The following is a 16,753-nucleotide window of genomic DNA, read 5'->3' on the forward strand; positions in this document are numbered from 1 at the left end:
GCGGACTCGGCGGACGAGTGCGGACTCGCCGAGACGGGCTCGGGCTCGGCCCAGAACGAGAGAACCCCCGGGGGCGCCGGGGGTTCTCGTGACTCTCCGTAGCTGAGGCGGGGCTCGATCCCGCGACCTCACGATTATGAGTCGTGCGCTCTAACCAGCTGAGCTACTCAGCCAAACAGGCCCGCGCGAGGCGAGCCGGAGAGTCAGAGCCCCGAGCCAGGATTGAACTGGCGACCCCTTCCTTACCATGGAAGTGCTCTACCACTGAGCTATCGGGGCGCGGCCACCCTGCGGTGACAACCGTTAGAGAATAGCACTTTTCGAAACCCGATGCGAAACCCGCTGCAGCCGGGCATGTCACCGGTGGCCTCGCTGCGAGCCGCACGCGGGCCCGGCACGGCCTAGGCTTGAAGCAGACGAGGAGAGGAGTCGCTGTGGGCCGGATCGTGGTGTCGATCGTCGGAGTGCTGCTCGCCCTGTGGATGGCGGCCGGCCGCTGGGCGTTCGGGATCGGCGGACCGCTGACCTGGTGGTACCTGCCGACGATCGGGCTGGTCTTCGCGGCGCTTCAGCTGTGGCTCGCGCACCGCCTGCGGGTCACCGCGCTGCGCGGGCGGCGCACCGGCCGCGGCACGGTGGTGTCACTGATCCTGGCGTGGCTCTCCGCGCTCGGCTTCGGGCTGACCGTCCCCGATCTCACCCCCGAGGGCCTGGTCTCGATCCTCAGTCTCGGATCGGGTTCGGCGTTCTCGGTGGACATGTCGATCGCCCTGTGCAATCCGCTCGGGATCGTGGCCGTGGGCTTCGCGATCGCGGCGCTCGTATTCTCCTTCGCGGACGCGCGCGATCCGAAGCCGGAGGAGGACGAGGAACTCGAGGAGCCGGGCATGGTCCCCCACCCGCTCGCCTGAGCGAAGCCGCGAGGGTCGACGGCCGAGGGCTCGGCGGCCGCACCGGCCCACCGCTCAGTGGTCGACGGCGCGCCGGCCCACCGCTCAGTGGTCGACGGTGCCGTAGAGCCGGTCGCCCGCGTCGCCGAGTCCGGGAACGATGTAGGCCTGCTCGTTGAGTCCGTCGTCGATGGCTCCGAGGACGAGCGTCACATTGCGCTCGCCGGCAGCCTCCCGGATGACGTCGACGCCCTCGGGCGTGCCGAGCACGCAGATCGCCGTCACGTCGTCCGCGCCGCGGTCGAAGAGGAACTCGATCGCCCCGGCGAGCGAGCCGCCCGTCGCCAGCATGGGGTCGAGCACGAAGCACTGCCGCCCGGCGAGCGATTCGGGGAGCCGCTCAGCGTAGGTCGTGGGCTGCAGCGTCTCCTCGTCGCGCACCATGCCGAGGAATCCGACCTCGGCCGTGGGTACCAGCTTCACCATCCCCTCCAGCATGCCGAGGCCCGCGCGCAGGATCGGCACGATGAGGGGCAGCGGCTCGCTCAGGCGCACGCCCGTGGTCGGGGCGACCGGCGTCTCGATCTCGTGCGGCTCCACGCGCACCTCGCGGGTCGCCTCGTAGGCGAGCAGCGTCATGATCTCCTCGATCAGCAGCCGGAAGGTCGGCTGCGGCGTCTTGGCGTCGCGAAGCACCGTGAGCTTGTGGGTGATGAGGGGGTGATCCGCTACGAAGACACGCATGGCAATATCCTATTGCCGTGTCCCTGATCCCTCCCTCGCCGGCCGAGCTCGCGGCGATGGCCCGCGCGCTCGAGGAGGCGCGGATCGCGGGCGAGGAGGGCGAGATCCCGGTGGGGGCGGTGGTGCTCGACGCCGCGGGGTCGGTGATCGGGGCGGGCCGCAATGCTCGGGAGGCGGTCCCGGATCCGAGCGCGCACGCCGAGGTGCTGGCGATCAGGCGCGCGGCCGCGGCTCGCGGGGACCGTGTGCTCGACGACTGCACGCTGGTCGTGACCCTGGAGCCCTGCGTCATGTGCGCGGGCGTGATCCTGGCGGCTCGCCTGCCGCGCGTCGTCTTCGGTGCCTGGGACGACAAGGCGGGCGCGGCCGGCAGCGTCTACGATCTGCTGCGCGACGGCCGCCTGCCGCACCCCGTTCCCGAGGTGGTGGCGGGGGTGCGCTCCGCGGAGTGCGCGGAGCTGCTCCGCGGCTTCTTCGAGCGCCGCAGGGAGCTCCCGTAGCGGCTCAGTCGTAGGAGAGGGTGACGATCGCGCTCGTCGAGGGCGTGGCCGCGTTCGGGTCGACGTAGACGTCGGGTTCCAGGTAGATCGCCGAGGCGGCGGGGAGGGCGTCGAGCACGCGCCGCTTGGCCTGGTGCAGCACGTAGGAGACCTCGCGCATGGTGAGCTCGGGATCCAGGTCCACCTTGGCCGCCACGAGCAGCCCCTCCGCGCACTCGCCGAGTTCGAGGCAGATCACCCGCGAGATCTGTGCGCTGTCGAGCAGGGCCCGCTCGATGTCTTCCCGGTGCTCGGTGTCGGTGTCCATCTTGATCCCTTCCTCGCGTGCAGATCATTCTACGCGGGCGACTCTGAGCGGGCCGGAATGCGTGCGGCGCTCAATACACTGGGGGGATGAGCGAGCCGCAGCAGACCGAGCCCTCCGAGCCCACACCCCACGCCGCCGGCGACGCCGCGAGCCCGGCACTGCCGCGCACCGCGATGATCGGTGTCGGCTCGATGGGCGGCGCGATCCTCGCCGGGCTGCGGGGCCCCGGGGTGCGGATCGAGCACCCGATCACCGTGACCACGCGCTCGGCGGCGAGCGCGGCGGCGCTCGCGGGGGATGAGCGGGTGGTGGCGCTCGCCGCCGAGGACGATCCGGAGGCGAACCGCCGTGCCGTGCGCGGCGCGGGCCTGGTGATCCTGGCCGTGAAGCCGTGGCTGATCGCGGAGGTGACGCGCGGCATCGCCGACGCCGTCGAGCCGGGAGCGGTCGTGGTGAGCGTGGCTGCGGGCGTGCCGAGCACCGCGATCGAAGCCGAGCTGCCCCCCGGCGTCGCGGTGGTGCGCGCCATGCCGAACACCCCCTCGCACATCGGGCGCGGGGTGACGGGCATCGCGGGCGGCGCCTCCGCGAGCGCCGAGCAGGTGGCGCTCGTGCAGCGGCTGTTCGAGACCGTGGGCGCGGCGATCGTGGTGCGCGAGGATCAGATCAATGCGGTCGCCGCGGTCTCGGGATCGGGGCCGGCCTACCTCTTCCTCTACGCGGAGCACATGATCGCCGCCGCCGAGCGGCTCGGCTTCGATGCGGAGCAGGCGCGGCTGCTGGTGCAGCAGACCGTGGTGGGCTCCGCGGAGCTGTGGGCGGCCGGAGGCGAGGACCCGGCGGAGCTGCGGCGCAGGGTGACCAGTCCGAAGGGCACGACCGAGCAGGCGGTGGCGGTGCTGCAGGAGGCGGACTGGGGCGCCCTCTTCGACCGCGCCCTCGCCGCGAACATCCGCCGCTCGGAGGAGCTGGAGCGCGGCGAATAGCGATGTCGCGCGGCCCCGCCGCGACCCCGGCCCCGCCCGGAGTCGCTACGACGGCCAGTCGACGCGCCGGGCGAAGTCGATGAGCGCTCGGCTCCGGGCGGGCAGCGGCCGATCCGGAGCCCAGACCATGTCGACGGCCACCGGCCGCACCGCGGGCGAGATGGGGATCGAGGCGAGGGGCAGGCCCTCGTAGCTGGCGGGGTTCGCGACGGGGGAGACGAGGATCCCGTATCCGAGTCCGCGCGCGACGAGCGTGCGCACCACCTCGTAGCTGGCGGTGCGATGCCGGATGCGCGGGGCGAGCCCCTGCTCGGCGAAGAGCGACAGGGTGTGCTCGCCGGAGGGCGGGGCGTCGAGCAGGATCAGCTCCTCGTCGACGAGGTCCTCGAGCCGCACGCTGGGGCGGGAAGCCAGCCGGTGCCCGGCCGCGAGCACCGCGTAGGCCCGCAGCTCGTAGAGCCGGGTGCGGGCCGCCTCGCCGGGCACGAGCATGTCGTAGACGACCGCGACGTCCACGCGGCCGGTGCCGAGCTCCGCGACGAGCCGGTCCTGGGTGGCCTCGCGGATCGACAGCTCGATGCCCGGGTGGAGCTCGGCGAAACCCTGCAGGAGGGGCGGCAGGATCGTGGGGGCCAGTGTGGGGTAGCAGCCGATCACCACGGGGCCGGTGAGCCGGCCGTCGCCGCCGACGGCGCGGCTCAGCTCTTCGGCCTCGGCGAGCATGCGGCGGGCGTGCGCCACGAGGCGCTCGCCGGCCGGCGTGAGGCTGAGGCCGTGCGCGCGGCGGCGCAGGCAGAGGCGCTCGCCCGTGACGGCCTCGAGTTCGGTGATCGCGTCCGACATGGCCGAGGGGGAGACGCGCAGCCGCGCAGCGGCGGCCGCGATGGTCCCGGCGTCGGCGGCCGCGGCGAAGTAGGCGAGCTGGCGCAGCGTGAACGCGGGCAGGGTGGGGGGCTGCGCTGCCTCCCGACGCGCAGTCTCCGGCGCTCGCGGTGCGGTGCGGGCGGGAGCCGCTTCGCGGGCGGGGCCGGTGGGGTCGGCGGGCTTCTCGGGCATGCGCCATTATCTCACTGAGCCGAATTGATACGCCGAACATTTCCGTTTTTCTTTCCGTTCCGGCGCGCGCATACTCGGAGGCAGAGCGACAGCGCAGAACGATGGGGTGTGCAGCGATGAGTGAACGAGCCGGGGCCGAGCGACGGGCCGGAGACGAGGCGGGCGCAGGGGTGGAAGCCCCGGTGGCCGACTGGGTGACGATCCCCGATCTCTACCGGGATCCCTTCCCCATCTACGAGCGCCTCCGCGCCGAGGGCGGCGTGCACTGGGTGCCGCAGGTGGGGCGCTATCTCATCACCTCCTACGAGGCGGTGCACGAGACGGAGCTCGATCAGGAGGTGTTCTCGGCCGACGAGCAGGGCTCGCTGCAGATCCGCGCCATGGGCCACTCGATGCTGCGCCGCGACGACCCCGAGCACTACGTCGAGCGGAAGGCCTGGCAGCCCGCGCTGCGCCCCGGCGCCGTGCAGCGCATCTGGAAGTCGAAGTTCCAGCGCACCGCCGAACGCTACCTCGACGAGATGGTCGCGAAGGGCCCCGGCGCCGACCTCATCTGGGACTTCGCGGCGCCCTTCGCCGCTGAGAGCCTGCGCGAGCTGATCGGCCTGCACAATGCCACCCAGCAGGACCTGCAGCGCTGGTCGCAGACCATGATCGACGCGACCGGCAACTACGCCGACGACCCGGAGGTGTGGGCGCTCGGGAAACGCTCCTTCGACGAGGTCGACGCCGCCCTCGACGAGATGCTCGTCTGGCACGCCGCCAACCCCAACGAGTCCCTGCTCTCCCAGCTGCTGCAGATCCCCGACTACCGGATGCCGCTCGAACGCATCCGCGCGAACGTGAAGATGACGATCGGCGGCGGCCTCAACGAGCCGCGCGACGCCCTCGGGGTGGCGTCGTGGGCGCTGCTCACCCACCCCGAGCAGCGCGCGGCGGTCGAGCAGGATCCCGCGCTGTGGCACGCCGTCTTCGACGAGTCGATCCGCTGGGTCGCCCCGATCGGCCTCTACTCGCGCCAGGTGACGCGCGACACCGTGCTGCGCGGGGTTCGCCTGCCGGCCGGCGCGCGCCTGGGCATCTGCCTGCTCTCCGCCAACCGCGACGAGCGGGTGTGGGCGGACCCCGACGCCTTCGACATCCGCCGCGAGGTGAAGCCCCACCTGGCGTTCGGCAAGGGCGTGCACGTCTGCCTCGGGGCGTGGGCGGCGCGCGCCGAGGTCGCCGAGGTGGCCCTGCCGCTGCTCTTCGACTCGCTGGAGGGGCTGTCGCTCGTGCCGGGAGACGATCCCGAGATCGGGGGCTGGGTGTTCCGCGGCATGCTCAAGCTGCCGGTGACCTGGAGCGGGCGGCGGGCGGCGGGATCGGCTGCCGGCGCAGTTTGCATGCGGATGGGGGTATGGGATGCCTCCCCCGTTCTCGTGGGTTGGGATTTGTTTATAAGACAGAGCCCCGGGCCGGGGGCGCGAAGCGCCGGCGCCCGCCGTCGCGATCGTGGGCTCCGGCCCGGCCGGCTGCTTCACGGCACAGGCACTGCGCCGCACCTTCCCGGGCGCGGCCATCGACGTCTTCGACGAGCTGCCGACTCCCTCCGGCCTGGTGCGCTACGGCGTCGCCGCCGATCACCAGGGCACGAAGGCCGTCGGGCGGCAGTTCGACCGGCTGTTCGCCGAAGAGGGGGTGCGCTTCCGCGGCAACTGCCGGCTCGGCGTCGACTTCGCGCTCGAGGAGCTCGAGCGCGGCTACGACGTCGTGGTGCTCGCGAGCGGGGTGCACCGCGACGCGCGGCTCGGGATCCCCGGCGCGGATCTCGCGGGCGTGCGCGGAGCGGGCGCGGTGACCCGCTTCCTCAACGCGCACCCGGACGAGGCGACCCCGGCGCCGCTGGGCGAGCGCGTCGCCATCGTGGGGCACGGCAATGTGGCGATGGACCTGGCGCGCCTCATCGCGCGCGGGGCGCTCGCCGCGGCCGCGCAGGACGGTGCGGGCGCGGGCGGCGCGGGAGCAGGTACGGGCGGCGGCCTCGACGGTTCCGACATCGACGACTCCGCCCATCGCGCGCTCACCGGCGCCGTGCGCACGGTGCACCTGCTCGGGCGCAGCGCGCCCGCGCAGGCGAAGTTCGATCCGGTGATGGTCCGCGAGCTCGCCTCTCTGCCCGGGGTGCGGCACGTGCTGCACGGCGCGGGCGAGCTGCCCGACGACGGGCGCGACGCGCGGATCGACGCCGTGCGGGCCCTCGCGGAGGGCGGCGACGCCGACGGCCCGGTGACCGTCGAGTGGTGGTTCGGCGTGAGCCCCTCCCGGTTCGAGGGAGAGGCCGCCGTCGCCGGGGTCGTGCTCGACAGCGCCGCGGGTGAGGTGCGGATCCCCGCCGACGACGTGATCACCGCCGTCGGCTTCACCGCCGACGCGGGCAGCCCGGTCGAACCGGCCGCGCACCCCGACGGGCGGGTGCGGGCCGGGCTCTACACGGCCGGCTGGCTGCGGCGCGGGCCCCGAGGCACGATCCCGGATCAGCGCGCCGACGCCCGGGAGCTCGCCCGCCTCATCGCGGCCGATGTGCACGCGGGTGCGGTGGGCACCCGCGTCACCGGCTCGGCTGCGAGCGGCGAAGGCGGCTCCGGCGCGGCCGTGACCGGACTGCCGCCGATCGACGGCGAGACCGGCTTCGAAGGGTGGCGGCGCATCGATCTGCGCGAGCGGCTCACCGCGGCGCCGGGCCGCTCCCGCGCGAAGCTGCGCGGGCGTGAGGCGCTCCTCGCGGCCGCCCGCGACGAGACGCTCGAACTGCCGCCGCTCGCCGAGACCGCCGCGCTGATCGGCGCGGGCGTGCCGACGACCATCCTCTTCGGCACCGAATCGGGCGGCGCCGAGCTCGTGGCGGAAGAGCTCGCGCGCGCCTGCGGAGACGGAGCGGACGTTGAGGTGCGCGACCTGGCTCAGACGAGCGCCGCCGGGCTCGATCCCGCTCGCCTGCACCTCGTGGTCTGCGCCACCTACGGCGACGGCGAGGTGCCGAGCGCGGCGGAGCCCTTCCACCGAGAGCTGCGCGACGAGCGGCCCGAGCTGACGGGGGTGCGCTACGCCGTCTTCGGCATGGGGGACCGCAGCTACGAGCGCACCTACTCCCGCGGCAGCGAGCTGATCGACGAGGCCCTGCAGGCCTGCGGCGCGGTGCGGGTCGGCGAATACGGGCGTCACGACGCGGGCGGCTCGATCCCCGTCTCCGAGGCGGCGCGCGAGTGGGCCGCGGGCGTCTACGCCGAGCTCGCCGCCGTGCCCGTCCGCGGCTAGGGCGTGTCTGGCAAATCTTACGTCTACTGCGCGAGCCCTGTCGGGGCGCCTTGCTGCGTTGTCGTCGTCGGCTTTGCCACCAGCAAAGCCTCCTCCTCCGCCTTGCAATCCACCCCGCCCGGACTCTGCTCGCAACGACGAGGATTTACCAGACACACCCTAGACCGGCCGGGCTAGCCGATCGCGGCGAAGCGCTCCACGTCGGCGGCGGTGCCGCTCACGATGATCAGGTCGTGCGGGGAGATGACGGTCTCCTGCGTCGCGTGGGTGAAGGGCTGGCCGGGCGTCTTCACGCCGACGACGGTCACCCGGTAGCGGGTGCGCACGCCGCTGTCGGCGAGCGAGCGGCCCCGGATCGAGCGCGGCGGGTACATCTTCGCGATCACGTAGTTGTCATCGAACTGGATGAAGTCGAGCATCGCGCCGCTGAGCAGGTGCGCGACGCGCTCGCCGGCCTCCCGTTCGGGGTAGATCACGTGATTCACGCCGATCCGCTCCAGGATCTTGCCGTGCGAGCTCGAGATGGCCTTGGCCCAGATCTGCGGGATGCCGAGGTCGACGAGGTTCGCGGCGATGAGCACGCTCGCCTCGATCGAGGCGCCCGTCGCCACGACCGCGATCTGGAACTCGTCCGCTCCGAGCTGCCTCAGCGCCTCCATCGAGCGCGCGTCGGCCTGCACCGCGTGCGTCACCCGGTCCGCCCACTTCTGCACGAGCTGCGGGTCGGTGTCGACCACGAGCACCTCTCGATCCTGCCGGTCGAGCTGCCCGGCGGTCGCCGCGCCGAACCGCCCGAGCCCGATCACGATGACGGGTGCGTCACTGCGTATATCAACCAACGATCGGCCTTTCCTCAGGGTACTTGAACAGGCGGGAGCGGCTCGTGGCCGCGACGGCGGCGGCGAGCGTGACCGTGCCCACGCGGCCCGCCCACATCGTCGCCGCGAGCACGTACTTCCCCGGATCGGAGACCTCGCCCGAGAGCCCCGTCGAGAGCCCGCAGGTGCCGAAGGCGGAGATCACCTCGAAGAGCACGATGTCGAGCGGTCTCCCGGTCATCTGCAGCAGGGTGACGGTCGCGGCGAGGACGATCGTGGCGCCCCAGATCAGGATCGACACGGCGACGCGCAGCACCTCGTTCGGGATGCTGCGGTCGAAGACCTGCATGTCCTTGTATCCTCGGGCCTCGGCATAGGCGGCGAGGAACAGCACGGCGAGCGTCGTGACCTTGATCCCTCCCGCGGTCGACGCGGAGCCTCCGCCCACGAACATCAGCATGTCCATCACGAGCAGCGTCGACCCGTTCATCTGCGCCGGGTCGATGATCCCGAGCCCGCCCGAGCGCGTCATCACCGACATGTAGCCCGAGCTCAGCAGCGTCTCCCAGAACCCGTGCCCCTGCAGGGTGCCGGGATTGTTCGCCTCCAGCCCCCCGATCGCCAGCCAGCCGATGACGACGAAGATGAGCGTGGTGCTCAGCGTGAGCTTCGCGTGCAGGCCCAGGCGCTTGTGCGCGCGCCAGCCGCCGCCGGTCACGTAGCGGTAGAGCGCGAAGATCACCGGGAAGCCGATCGCACCGAGGAACACGCCCACGGCGAGGACGCTCAGCAGATAGAGGTCCGTTTCGTAGGGCGCCAGCCCGCCGGGGAGCGGCACGAAGCCCGTGTTGGTGAAGGCCGAGGCGGCCAGGTAGAAGCCGTTCCAGAGCGCCGGCCAGAAGCCGTAGCCGTCGACCATCAGGCGCGGCGTGATGAGCGCGGTGAGTGCGAGCTCGATCACCACGAGGCTCAGGGCGACCGCCGCGAGCAGGCCGCCGATCTCACCGAGGCCGACCGCCTGGCTCGCCGAGGCGTCCCGGCTCATTCGCATCGGATTCGTGTCGCTCGCCGCCATGAGCCGCTGCCGCAGGCCCAGCCTGCGGGTGACCGTGAGTCCCAGGATGCTGGCGAGGGTGAGCACGCCGATGCCGCCGATCTGGAGGCCCACGAGGATCACGATCTCCCCGAAGAGCGACCAGTGAGTCGCCATGTCGACCGTCGAGAGCCCGGTCACGCAGATGGCGGAGACGGCGGTGAAGAGAGCGTCCGCGAGGGGCGTGACCTTCCCGGAGGCGGCGGAGAGGGGCAGCGAGAGCAGTGCCGTCCAGAGCAGGATGAGCGCCGTGAACACCAGCAGGGCGAAGCGCGCGGGCGAGGACTGGATCATGGCGTTGATCCACGATCTCTGCGTGAGCGGGGCCGCGGCCCGCCTGCTCACCGCGCGTGCCCTCACATCCCCTTCTTTCCTGCGGTCGTGCGAACCGCGCGGGAGGCCCGGTTCGATCCTTCATGCTACACACGGCGCGGCGGTGGCGCAGTACGGGGTGTGCGCAGTGCGACAATACGGGCGCCGACGACTACCCTGGACTGCATGCCAGACATTTTCGGGGTCATCGCCGACGCGACGCGGCGCGACATCTTGCGGGTGCTGCTGGACCGCTACCAGCGCGAGGCGGAGATCAGCGTCTCCGAGATCGTGGCTCAGCTCGAGATCAGTCAGCCGACGGTGTCGAAGCACCTCAAGGTCCTGCGGGAGGCCGAGCTGGTGAGCGTGCGCGAGGAGGGTCAGCACCGGTACTACACCCTCGATCCCGAGCCGCTCGAAATGGTCGAGGACTTCGTGATCCCCTTCCTCTCCGCCGACTTCGACACCGAGGTCACCGTCGAGTACCTCTCCGAGGCGGGGGAGCGGGTGCCGGGGCCCTCGGCGGCGGACCCCTTCGAGGACGGCGAGGTGCTCTCCGAGGAGGCGGCGGCCGCTGCTGAGCGGATCGGTCGCGCGGCCGCTCGCGCGGAGCACCGGGTGAAGGAGCTGGTGGCGCGCTTCCGCCTGAAGAGCTGAGGCGGCGAGTCGGCCGCGAAGCCGCGATTTCCTGCGAGAGTCCATCCAGTGTAAAATAACTGTTTTGTGGGCCTGTATCCCGATCGGCCCGAGAGACGTTGTGAGGTGACCGTGGGTTCAGTGATCAAGAAGCGCCGCAAGCGCATGTCGAAGAAGAAGCACCGCAAGCTGCTTCGGAAGACGCGTCACCAGCGCCGGAACAAGAAGTAGTCGGCGCGGTTCGCCGCGATCGATGTGGGGGCGTCGGGCTGCTGGCCTGGCGCCTTTTTCTTGTGCGCGCGAGCCGGTCTCCCCGTCCCTGATCGCGCCCGGGGTGCCGCGCTGCACGGGCCCGCGCTTCCGGGGCGCGCCCGCCCGCGCTTCCGGCGCGCCCCCCCCCCGCGCTTCCGGCGCCCGGCTAGGATGGTGCCGTGACGGTCGTGCAACTCACCCTCATCGGAAAGCCGGGGTGTCACCTCTGCGACGACGCCCGTGAGACGATCGCCGCCGTGCGCGCCGAGCTCCGGGCCCGCGGCGTGGAGACCGAGCTCGAAGAACTCGACATCCTCGCAGACTCCGGCCTCGCCCGCCTGCACGCGGAGGAGATCCCCGTCGTCCAGATCGACGGCCGCCGCCACGCCATTTGGCGGGTCGACCCCGCCCGTCTCTCCGCCGCGATCGAGAAGGCCGCGGCGCGAGGGCGACGACACCCCTGGAGGAAGCACGCATGACCCTGCGCCACATCGTCAGCTGGCGGTTCGCCGGCGAGACCCCCGAGGAGCGCGCCGCCCGCGCCCTCCAGGCGGTCGCCGCCCTGGAGCCGCTGCGCGAGCGCATCCCGTCGCTGCGTGCCCTGTCGGTGCACCGCAATGAGCTCTTCGACGGCCAGAACTTCGACCTCACGCTCATCGCCGACTTCGATGACGCCGATGGCCTGGCCGCCTACGCGACCCACCCGGAGCATCTCCCGGTGGTGGAGCTGATGGGCCGGATCTCCGTGGCGCGCGCCGCCACCGACTTCACGATCTGAGCACGCCGGCGATTCCGTGTCAACGGCTCGCGGAAGCGCCACGCGAGTGAGCTACCATCGGCTCAGGCCGACGGTATCTCCCGGCGGCCGGCGGGCCCGCCCCCTGGGGTCCGCAGATCTGCGGGGAGGCGCACATGCGATCAGCTGAGCATGCGGCGGCGCCCGACGCGGGGGAGGGCCCCCGCGAGGCGGGTGCCGCGGCCGGCGGGCCGGGGGTCGTGGTCGGCGAGCCCGGCGTCGTCGCCAGCGAGCCCGGCATGGCGTCCCGCGTCGCCGATGACCGGGACGACGGCCGGGACGAGACGCCCAACGAGCGCGCCGACCGCAACTGGAACGAGATCCTGCAGGAGCTGCGGGTCGCGCAGACGGGCACGCAGATCCTCGGCGCCTTCCTGCTCGCGGTCGCGTTCCAGCCGAGGTTCACCGAACTCGACGAGTACCAGCGAAGCCTGTATCTCGTGCTCGTCGCCCTCGCCGGCGTCGCCGCGTCGCTGGGGCTCGCACCGGTCAGCCTGCACCGCGCCTACTTCGGGCGCGGTGAGAAGGTGCGGATCGTCCGGATCGCCAGCCGGCTGCTCGCCGCCGACCTCGTGGTGCTCGCGCTGCTGGCCGCCGGGGTGACGAGCCTGATCTTCGACTTCATCCTCGGCCGCACCGCGGGATTCGCCGCGCTGGGCGCGGGCGCGGTGGTGGTCGTGGGCCTGTGGGTGGTGCTGCCGCGGCTCGGGATCCGCCGGCGCGCGGGCCGCCCCCGGCACGAGTCGGCGACTCCCGCTCGCTGAGGCCGCTGTCAAGGGGGGTGCGGGCCGGCTCCGGCCGGGCGTACCGTGAACTCGCCGGGGGGATCCGGCTGCGTCTGACGGATCGAGGGGGACCCCATGACGACGATACCCACGCCACTCACGGTTCCACGGAGTTCAGGGACGCGGACCGCCGCGCCGCGCCCGCACCCGGGGCGGCTGCCGCCGCCGATCCCGGCCGGAGGGCCGATTGCCGTGCCGCGTCCCGGGCCGCGCGTGACGGACCCGCGCTCGGACGGCCTGCGCACCGTGGGCGTCGAGGAAGAGCTGCTGCTGGTGGACGGGAGCACGGGCGCACCGCTCGCCGCGAGCGAGCAGGTGCGGCGGCACGCCGAGGTGCTGTCACCCGGCCTCCTCGACCGGGAGGCGAAGCTGGAGCAGATCGAGTCGATCTCGCCGCCCTGCACCGAGCTCGGCGAGGTGGATCGGGTGCTGCGCGAGGGGAGGCGCGTCGCCGACGAGTCGGCACGGCGCGCCGGCGCCCGCGCGGTCGCGCTCGGCACGAGCCCGATCGCCTGCGACGGGCACCTCACGCCGTCGGGCCGCTATCTGGCGATGGCGGATCGCTTCGGGATCACCATGCGCGAGCAGCTCACCTGCGGGCTGCACGTGCACGTGGGGGTGGAGAGCGCGCGGGAGGGCGTCGGGGTGCTCGACCGGATCCGCCCGTGGTTGCCGACGCTGCTCGCGCTCGGCGGCAATTCGCCGTTCTGGCACGGGACCGACACCGGCTACGCGAGCTACCGCTATCAGGTGTGGGGGCGCTGGCCCTCGGCGGGGCCCACGGAACTCTTCGGCTCGGTGGAGGCGTACCGGCGCCGCGTGCGCGCGATGCTCGACACGGGCGTGCCCGGGGATCACGGCATGGTCTACTTCGATGCCCGGCTGAGCGCGCACGTGCCCACCGTCGAGATCCGCGTTCCCGATGTGTGCATGGATGTCGAGCACACCGTCGCGATCGTGGCGCTGACGCGTGCGCTCGTGGAGGCGGCGGCCCGTGACTGGCGGCGTGGACTGGCTCCGCTCGGGGCTCCGACGGCCGTGCTGCGGCTCGCGATGTGGGCGGCCAGCGCCGACGGCCTGCGGGGCCGCCTGGTCGATCCGCGCTCCGGGGCCGAGGTGCCGGCGGAGGCGGCGCTCGACGCGCTGCTGCAGCGCACCGCGCCCGTGCTGCGGGACAGCGGCGAGCTCGACCGGGTGGCCGAGATCGTGGCGGGGATCGTGGCGCGCGGCACCGGCGCGGAGCGGCAGCGCCGGGTGCTGCGCGAGCAGGGGGATCTCGGCGCGGTGGTACGCGACGCGATCGCGGTGACGCACGGCGGGGGATCCGCGGCCGGCTCCCTCTGAGCCCCGCGGCCGCGCGGGCATGAGAACGGGCCCCGGCGAGTATGGGGGATCGCCGGGGCCCGCCGTGACCCCGGATGGCCGTGCGGCCACCCGGGGGGCTCCTGGGGGTGCCGGGCTTTCGCCTCGGCACCCGTCACCGCGCGTGCTGCGCGGTGGAGGCGTACTGCGCGGTGCGTGCTGCGCGGCGCTTACTGCTCGGTGCTCGGCGGCATCAGCACGCCGTCGACGAGGTAGACCACCGCGTTGGCGGTCTGGACGCCGCCGCAGACGACGTTGACGCCGTTGACCTTGAGGTCGTCACCCGAGCCGGTCACCTCGAGCTCCTGGCCCTCGACGGTCTTGTGGCTGCCATCGATGTCGTCGGGCTCGATCTGACCGGGGACCACATGGTAGGTGAGGATGGAGGTGAGCAGATCGCTGTCCGTCTTCAGGGTGTCGATGGTTGCGGCGTCGATCTTGCCGAAGGCGTCGTCGACCGGGGCGAAGACCGTGAACTCGCCCCCGTTCAGGGTGTCGACGAGGTTCACGTCCGGGTTCAGCTCGCCGCTCACCGCCGAGACCAGCGTGGTGAGCATCGGGTTGTTCGAGGCCGCGACCGCGACCGGATCCTGCGACATGCCCTGGATCGAGCCGGCGCCCTCGGGAACGGCCTCGGCGTAGGCGTCGCAGCCGGGCCCGACGAGATTGGCGGCGGGATCCATCCCGTCCATCGTGTCGTTCGACTCGGGCATCGACTCCTGCGACTGCTGAGGCTCCTGCGCCTCGTCGTTCGATGCGTCCATGGAGCAGCCCGTGAGCGCCGCGGCCCCGATGAGCGTCGCTGCGAACACGGTGCCGATCGTCTTCTTCGTCGTGAACATGGTTCCTCCTCGGTGGTGATCCGCAGTTCTCTGCGGCTTGCATGGTTCTTCGGAGCCCGCGCGGCATCGGATTGAAAAAAGTTCGAAACCGCTGCCGGCCCCTCCGGAGCCAGCGCTCGCGCGCGCTCGCGCGTTCCTTCCGCAGCACCTGCGAGCCTCACCCCGAGCCGGCGGCGGGGCAATCCGATCGCGCCTCCGCTCCGAATGCTCCGCAACAGGAGGGCTTCTCATGGACATCGTGCTCATCGGTCTGCTCGGCGGACTCATCACCGGCATCTCGCCGTGCATTCTGCCGGTGCTGCCGGTCATCTTCCTCACGGCGGGCGCGAAGCCCGCGGCGAGGGGCAGCGCGCCGGAGGTCATCCCGGCGCGGCGCAGTCGCCCCTTCTGGATCATCTTCGGCCTGGTGCTGAGCTTCTCGGCGGTGACCCTGCTCGGCTCCCTGCTGCTGGGGCTGCTGAACATCCCGCAGAGCGCGATCCGCTGGGCGGGGGTCGCGGTGCTCGCCGTGATCGGCGTCGGCATGCTCTTCCCCGGCTTCGAGCAGCTGCTCGAGAAGCCCTTCCAGCGCCTCCCCCGGCGCAAGGTCGGCGACGGCGGCAACGGCTTCGGCATGGGGCTCGCGCTCGGCACGGTGTTCGTCCCGTGCGCCGGCCCGGTGCTCGCCGCGATCATCGTCGCCGGCGCCACGGGCTCGATCGGTCCGGAGACGGTGCTGCTCACCGTCGCCTTCGCCGTCGGCGTCGCGATCCCGCTGCTGGTGTTCGCGCTGGCCGGGAACCGGGTGGCCGAGCGCATCCGTGGCTTCCGCAAGCGCGAGCGCACCATCAGGATCGTGGGCGGGGTCGCTCTCATCGCCCTCGCCGTGGGCATCGCCTTCAACCTGCCGCAGGCGCTGCAGCGTCTCGTCCCCGATTACACGGCGGGGCTGCAGCGCGACCTCGCGGACAGTGACGCGGGGCGCAGCGCGCTCAGCCTCGGCGGCCTCGTCACCGACGAGAACCGGGAGCTCGACAACTGCGCCAACGACGCGCCGGAGCTTGCCTCCTGCGGCACCGCGCCCGCGATCCGGGGCATCGAGAGCTGGATCAACACGCCCGGCGGCGAGGGCATCGACCTCAAGGATCTGCGCGGGCGGGTGGTGCTCATCGACTTCTGGGCCTACTCCTGCATCAATTGCCAGCGCTCGATCCCGCACGTGGTGGGCTGGGACGAGACCTACCGCGACGCCGGCCTGACCGTGATCGGGGTCCACTCGCCCGAGTACGCCTTCGAGAAGGAGCGGGCCAACGTGGAGGCGGGCGTCGCCGACTTCGGCATCGAGTACCCGGTCGCACTCGACAACTCGCTCGCGAGCTGGACGAACTACCGCAACCGCTACTGGCCCGCCCACTACCTCATCGACGCGAAGGGCGTCGTGCGCCACATCTCCTTCGGCGAGGGCAATTACGAGACGACCGAGAAGCTGCTGCGCGAGCTGCTGCGGGAGGCCGACCCGGGCGCGGAGCTCCCCGCGGAGTCGCGGACCCCCGACGAGACCCCCGAGCTCGGCAGCACGACGCCCGAGACCTTCCTCGGCTCCTCGAAGGATCGCAATTTCGCGGGTCCCGGCGAGTACCGGGCGGGTGAGCAGCGTTTCCGGCTGCCGCGCGAGCAGCCGGCCGATACCTTCGCCCTCGACGGCGAGTGGACGGTGGAGACGCAGTTCATCACGCCCACGGCCGGGGCGAGCGGGGAGCGCACGGTGCGGCTCGACTACCGCGGCCGCGAGGTCCGCGTCGTCGCCGCAGGCGAGGGAGCGCTCGAACTGAGCATCGAGGGGGGCGGATCGCGCACCGTCGAGGTCGGCGGCACGCCCCAGTCGTACCGGCTGGTGCAGGAGGGCGATCCGGTGGACGGCGTGCTCGAACTGCGGGTGCCGGAGGGGGTGCAGCTCTACTCCTTCACCTTCGGGTGAGCGGGTGAGCGGGTGAGCGGGTGAGCGGGAGCGCCGGGCCGGAGCGCGGGGCACGGAGGGGCCCGGCACCGGCGGCAGGAGGCGAGACGGGACGGACCCGCGGGAGGAGACTCGCGGTGG

17 protein-coding genes, 2 tRNA genes and 1 pseudogene are annotated in these 16,753 nt (G+C 72.4%); 12 read left to right on the plus strand and 8 right to left on the minus strand.

Annotated elements, in window-relative coordinates; translation table 11 throughout:
* Positions 1–99: 99 nt before the first annotated feature.
* Together B4915_RS08930 and B4915_RS08935 are read right to left on the minus strand one after the other, a co-directional pair.
* Positions 100–173, minus strand: a tRNA-Met gene (locus B4915_RS08930).
* A gap of 34 nt (positions 174–207) precedes the next feature.
* A tRNA-Thr gene (locus B4915_RS08935) sits at positions 208–279 on the minus strand.
* Positions 280–434: 155 nt separating this feature from the next.
* Between B4915_RS08935 and B4915_RS08940 the strand changes: the two genes are divergently transcribed.
* Positions 435–911: a hypothetical protein gene (locus B4915_RS08940; RefSeq protein WP_105805448.1), complete on the plus strand. Its 477-nt coding sequence runs from the start codon at positions 435–437 to the stop codon at positions 909–911.
* A gap of 84 nt (positions 912–995) precedes the next feature.
* On the opposite strand, the gene upp is transcribed toward B4915_RS08940, so the two are convergent.
* Complete coding sequence (upp, locus tag B4915_RS08945) at positions 996–1,634, minus strand: uracil phosphoribosyltransferase (RefSeq protein WP_105805449.1); 639 nt, start codon at positions 1,632–1,634, stop codon at positions 996–998.
* Between the two features lie 56 nt (positions 1,635–1,690).
* Between upp and B4915_RS08950 the strand changes: the two genes are divergently transcribed.
* On the plus strand, positions 1,691–2,134 hold the full coding sequence (locus B4915_RS08950) for a nucleoside deaminase (protein ID WP_105805798.1): 444 nt from the start codon (positions 1,691–1,693) through the stop codon (positions 2,132–2,134).
* A 4-nt stretch (positions 2,135–2,138) separates the two neighbouring features.
* On the opposite strand, the gene B4915_RS08955 is transcribed toward B4915_RS08950, so the two are convergent.
* Positions 2,139–2,441 (minus strand): hypothetical protein, encoded by a 303-nt coding sequence (locus tag B4915_RS08955; protein WP_105805450.1) that lies wholly within the window; start codon positions 2,439–2,441, stop codon positions 2,139–2,141.
* Positions 2,442–2,614: 173 nt separating this feature from the next.
* Here B4915_RS08955 and proC point away from each other — a divergent pair, with 173 nt between their 5' ends.
* Positions 2,615–3,427 carry a pyrroline-5-carboxylate reductase gene (gene proC / locus B4915_RS08960; RefSeq protein WP_105805799.1) on the plus strand — a complete coding sequence of 271 codons (813 nt, stop codon included), beginning with the start codon at positions 2,615–2,617 and terminating at the stop codon, positions 3,425–3,427.
* Between the two features lie 45 nt (positions 3,428–3,472).
* On the opposite strand, the gene B4915_RS08965 is transcribed toward proC, so the two are convergent.
* Positions 3,473–4,483: a LysR substrate-binding domain-containing protein gene (locus B4915_RS08965; RefSeq protein ID WP_105805451.1), complete on the minus strand. Its 1,011-nt coding sequence runs from the start codon at positions 4,481–4,483 to the stop codon at positions 3,473–3,475.
* 848 nt (positions 4,484–5,331) lie between these two features.
* Between B4915_RS08965 and B4915_RS14935 the strand changes: the two are divergent.
* Positions 5,332–5,646, plus strand: a pseudogene (locus B4915_RS14935) (cytochrome P450); the annotation flags it as partial.
* Between the two features lie 331 nt (positions 5,647–5,977).
* Positions 5,978–7,780, plus strand: a complete 1,803-nt coding sequence (locus B4915_RS14940; RefSeq protein WP_245907416.1) for a flavodoxin domain-containing protein — start codon at positions 5,978–5,980, stop codon at positions 7,778–7,780.
* Positions 7,781–7,953: 173 nt separating this feature from the next.
* On the opposite strand, the gene B4915_RS08975 is transcribed toward B4915_RS14940, so the two are convergent.
* Together B4915_RS08975 and B4915_RS08980 are read right to left on the minus strand one after the other, a co-directional pair.
* Positions 7,954–8,619, minus strand: a complete 666-nt coding sequence (locus tag B4915_RS08975) for a potassium channel family protein (protein WP_105805452.1) — start codon at positions 8,617–8,619, stop codon at positions 7,954–7,956.
* A complete protein-coding gene (locus tag B4915_RS08980; RefSeq protein ID WP_105805800.1) occupies positions 8,612–9,985 on the minus strand; it encodes a TrkH family potassium uptake protein in 1,374 nt (457 codons plus the stop codon). Before B4915_RS08980 ends, B4915_RS08975 begins: the two co-directional genes overlap by 8 nt.
* 204 nt (positions 9,986–10,189) lie before the next feature.
* On the opposite strand from B4915_RS08980, the gene B4915_RS08985 reads away from it, so the two are divergent.
* The 6 genes from B4915_RS08985 (at position 10,190) to B4915_RS09010 (ending at position 13,816) form a co-directional block, all read left to right on the plus strand.
* The gene (locus B4915_RS08985; protein ID WP_105805453.1) at positions 10,190–10,660 is read left to right on the plus strand and encodes an ArsR/SmtB family transcription factor; all 471 of its coding nucleotides are present in this window, start codon (positions 10,190–10,192) and stop codon (positions 10,658–10,660) included.
* Positions 10,661–10,771: 111 nt separating this feature from the next.
* Positions 10,772–10,870, plus strand: coding sequence for a 30S ribosomal protein bS22 (locus B4915_RS08990; protein ID WP_005504750.1), 99 nt, complete (start codon positions 10,772–10,774; stop codon positions 10,868–10,870).
* Positions 10,871–11,070: 200 nt separating this feature from the next.
* The gene (locus B4915_RS08995; protein ID WP_105805454.1) at positions 11,071–11,370 is read left to right on the plus strand and encodes a glutaredoxin family protein; all 300 of its coding nucleotides are present in this window, start codon (positions 11,071–11,073) and stop codon (positions 11,368–11,370) included.
* Positions 11,367–11,669, plus strand: coding sequence for a Dabb family protein (locus tag B4915_RS09000; protein ID WP_105805455.1), 303 nt, complete (start codon positions 11,367–11,369; stop codon positions 11,667–11,669). Before B4915_RS08995 ends, B4915_RS09000 begins: the two co-directional genes overlap by 4 nt.
* A 134-nt stretch (positions 11,670–11,803) precedes the next feature.
* Positions 11,804–12,451 (plus strand): DUF6328 family protein, encoded by a 648-nt coding sequence (locus tag B4915_RS09005; RefSeq protein WP_342747294.1) that lies wholly within the window; start codon positions 11,804–11,806, stop codon positions 12,449–12,451.
* Between the two features lie 234 nt (positions 12,452–12,685).
* A complete protein-coding gene (locus tag B4915_RS09010; RefSeq protein WP_245907417.1) occupies positions 12,686–13,816 on the plus strand; it encodes a carboxylate-amine ligase in 1,131 nt (376 codons plus the stop codon).
* A 188-nt stretch (positions 13,817–14,004) separates the two neighbouring features.
* On the opposite strand, the gene B4915_RS09015 is transcribed toward B4915_RS09010, so the two are convergent.
* The gene (locus B4915_RS09015) at positions 14,005–14,676 is read right to left on the minus strand and encodes a fasciclin domain-containing protein (protein WP_105805457.1); all 672 of its coding nucleotides are present in this window, start codon (positions 14,674–14,676) and stop codon (positions 14,005–14,007) included.
* A 229-nt stretch (positions 14,677–14,905) separates the two neighbouring features.
* On the opposite strand from B4915_RS09015, the gene B4915_RS09020 reads away from it, so the two are divergent.
* Positions 14,906–16,633 (plus strand): cytochrome c biogenesis protein CcdA, encoded by a 1,728-nt coding sequence (locus B4915_RS09020; protein ID WP_105805458.1) that lies wholly within the window; start codon positions 14,906–14,908, stop codon positions 16,631–16,633.
* Positions 16,634–16,753 lie beyond the last annotated feature (120 nt).

This window comes from Leucobacter massiliensis, from assembly GCF_002982315.1.
GTDB lineage: Bacteria > Actinomycetota > Actinomycetes > Actinomycetales > Microbacteriaceae > Leucobacter > Leucobacter massiliensis.

Coding starts and splice junctions, on each gene's coding strand:
- upp (WP_105805449.1), bottom strand. CDS start 1,634: ATGCGTGTCTTCGTAGCGGATCACCCCCTCATCACCCACAAGCTCACG.
- B4915_RS08950 (WP_105805798.1), top strand. CDS start 1,691: ATGGCCCGCGCGCTCGAGGAGGCGCGGATCGCGGGCGAGGAGGGCGAG.
- B4915_RS08955 (WP_105805450.1), bottom strand. CDS start 2,441: ATGGACACCGACACCGAGCACCGGGAAGACATCGAGCGGGCCCTGCTC.
- proC (WP_105805799.1), top strand. CDS start 2,615: ATGATCGGTGTCGGCTCGATGGGCGGCGCGATCCTCGCCGGGCTGCGG.
- B4915_RS08965 (WP_105805451.1), bottom strand. CDS start 4,483: ATGCCCGAGAAGCCCGCCGACCCCACCGGCCCCGCCCGCGAAGCGGCT.
- B4915_RS08980 (WP_105805800.1), bottom strand. CDS start 9,985: ATGATCCAGTCCTCGCCCGCGCGCTTCGCCCTGCTGGTGTTCACGGCG.
- B4915_RS08985 (WP_105805453.1), top strand. CDS start 10,190: ATGCCAGACATTTTCGGGGTCATCGCCGACGCGACGCGGCGCGACATC.
- B4915_RS09000 (WP_105805455.1), top strand. CDS start 11,367: ATGACCCTGCGCCACATCGTCAGCTGGCGGTTCGCCGGCGAGACCCCC.
- B4915_RS09005 (WP_342747294.1), top strand. CDS start 11,804: ATGCGATCAGCTGAGCATGCGGCGGCGCCCGACGCGGGGGAGGGCCCC.
- B4915_RS09015 (WP_105805457.1), bottom strand. CDS start 14,676: ATGTTCACGACGAAGAAGACGATCGGCACCGTGTTCGCAGCGACGCTC.
- B4915_RS09020 (WP_105805458.1), top strand. CDS start 14,906: ATGGACATCGTGCTCATCGGTCTGCTCGGCGGACTCATCACCGGCATC.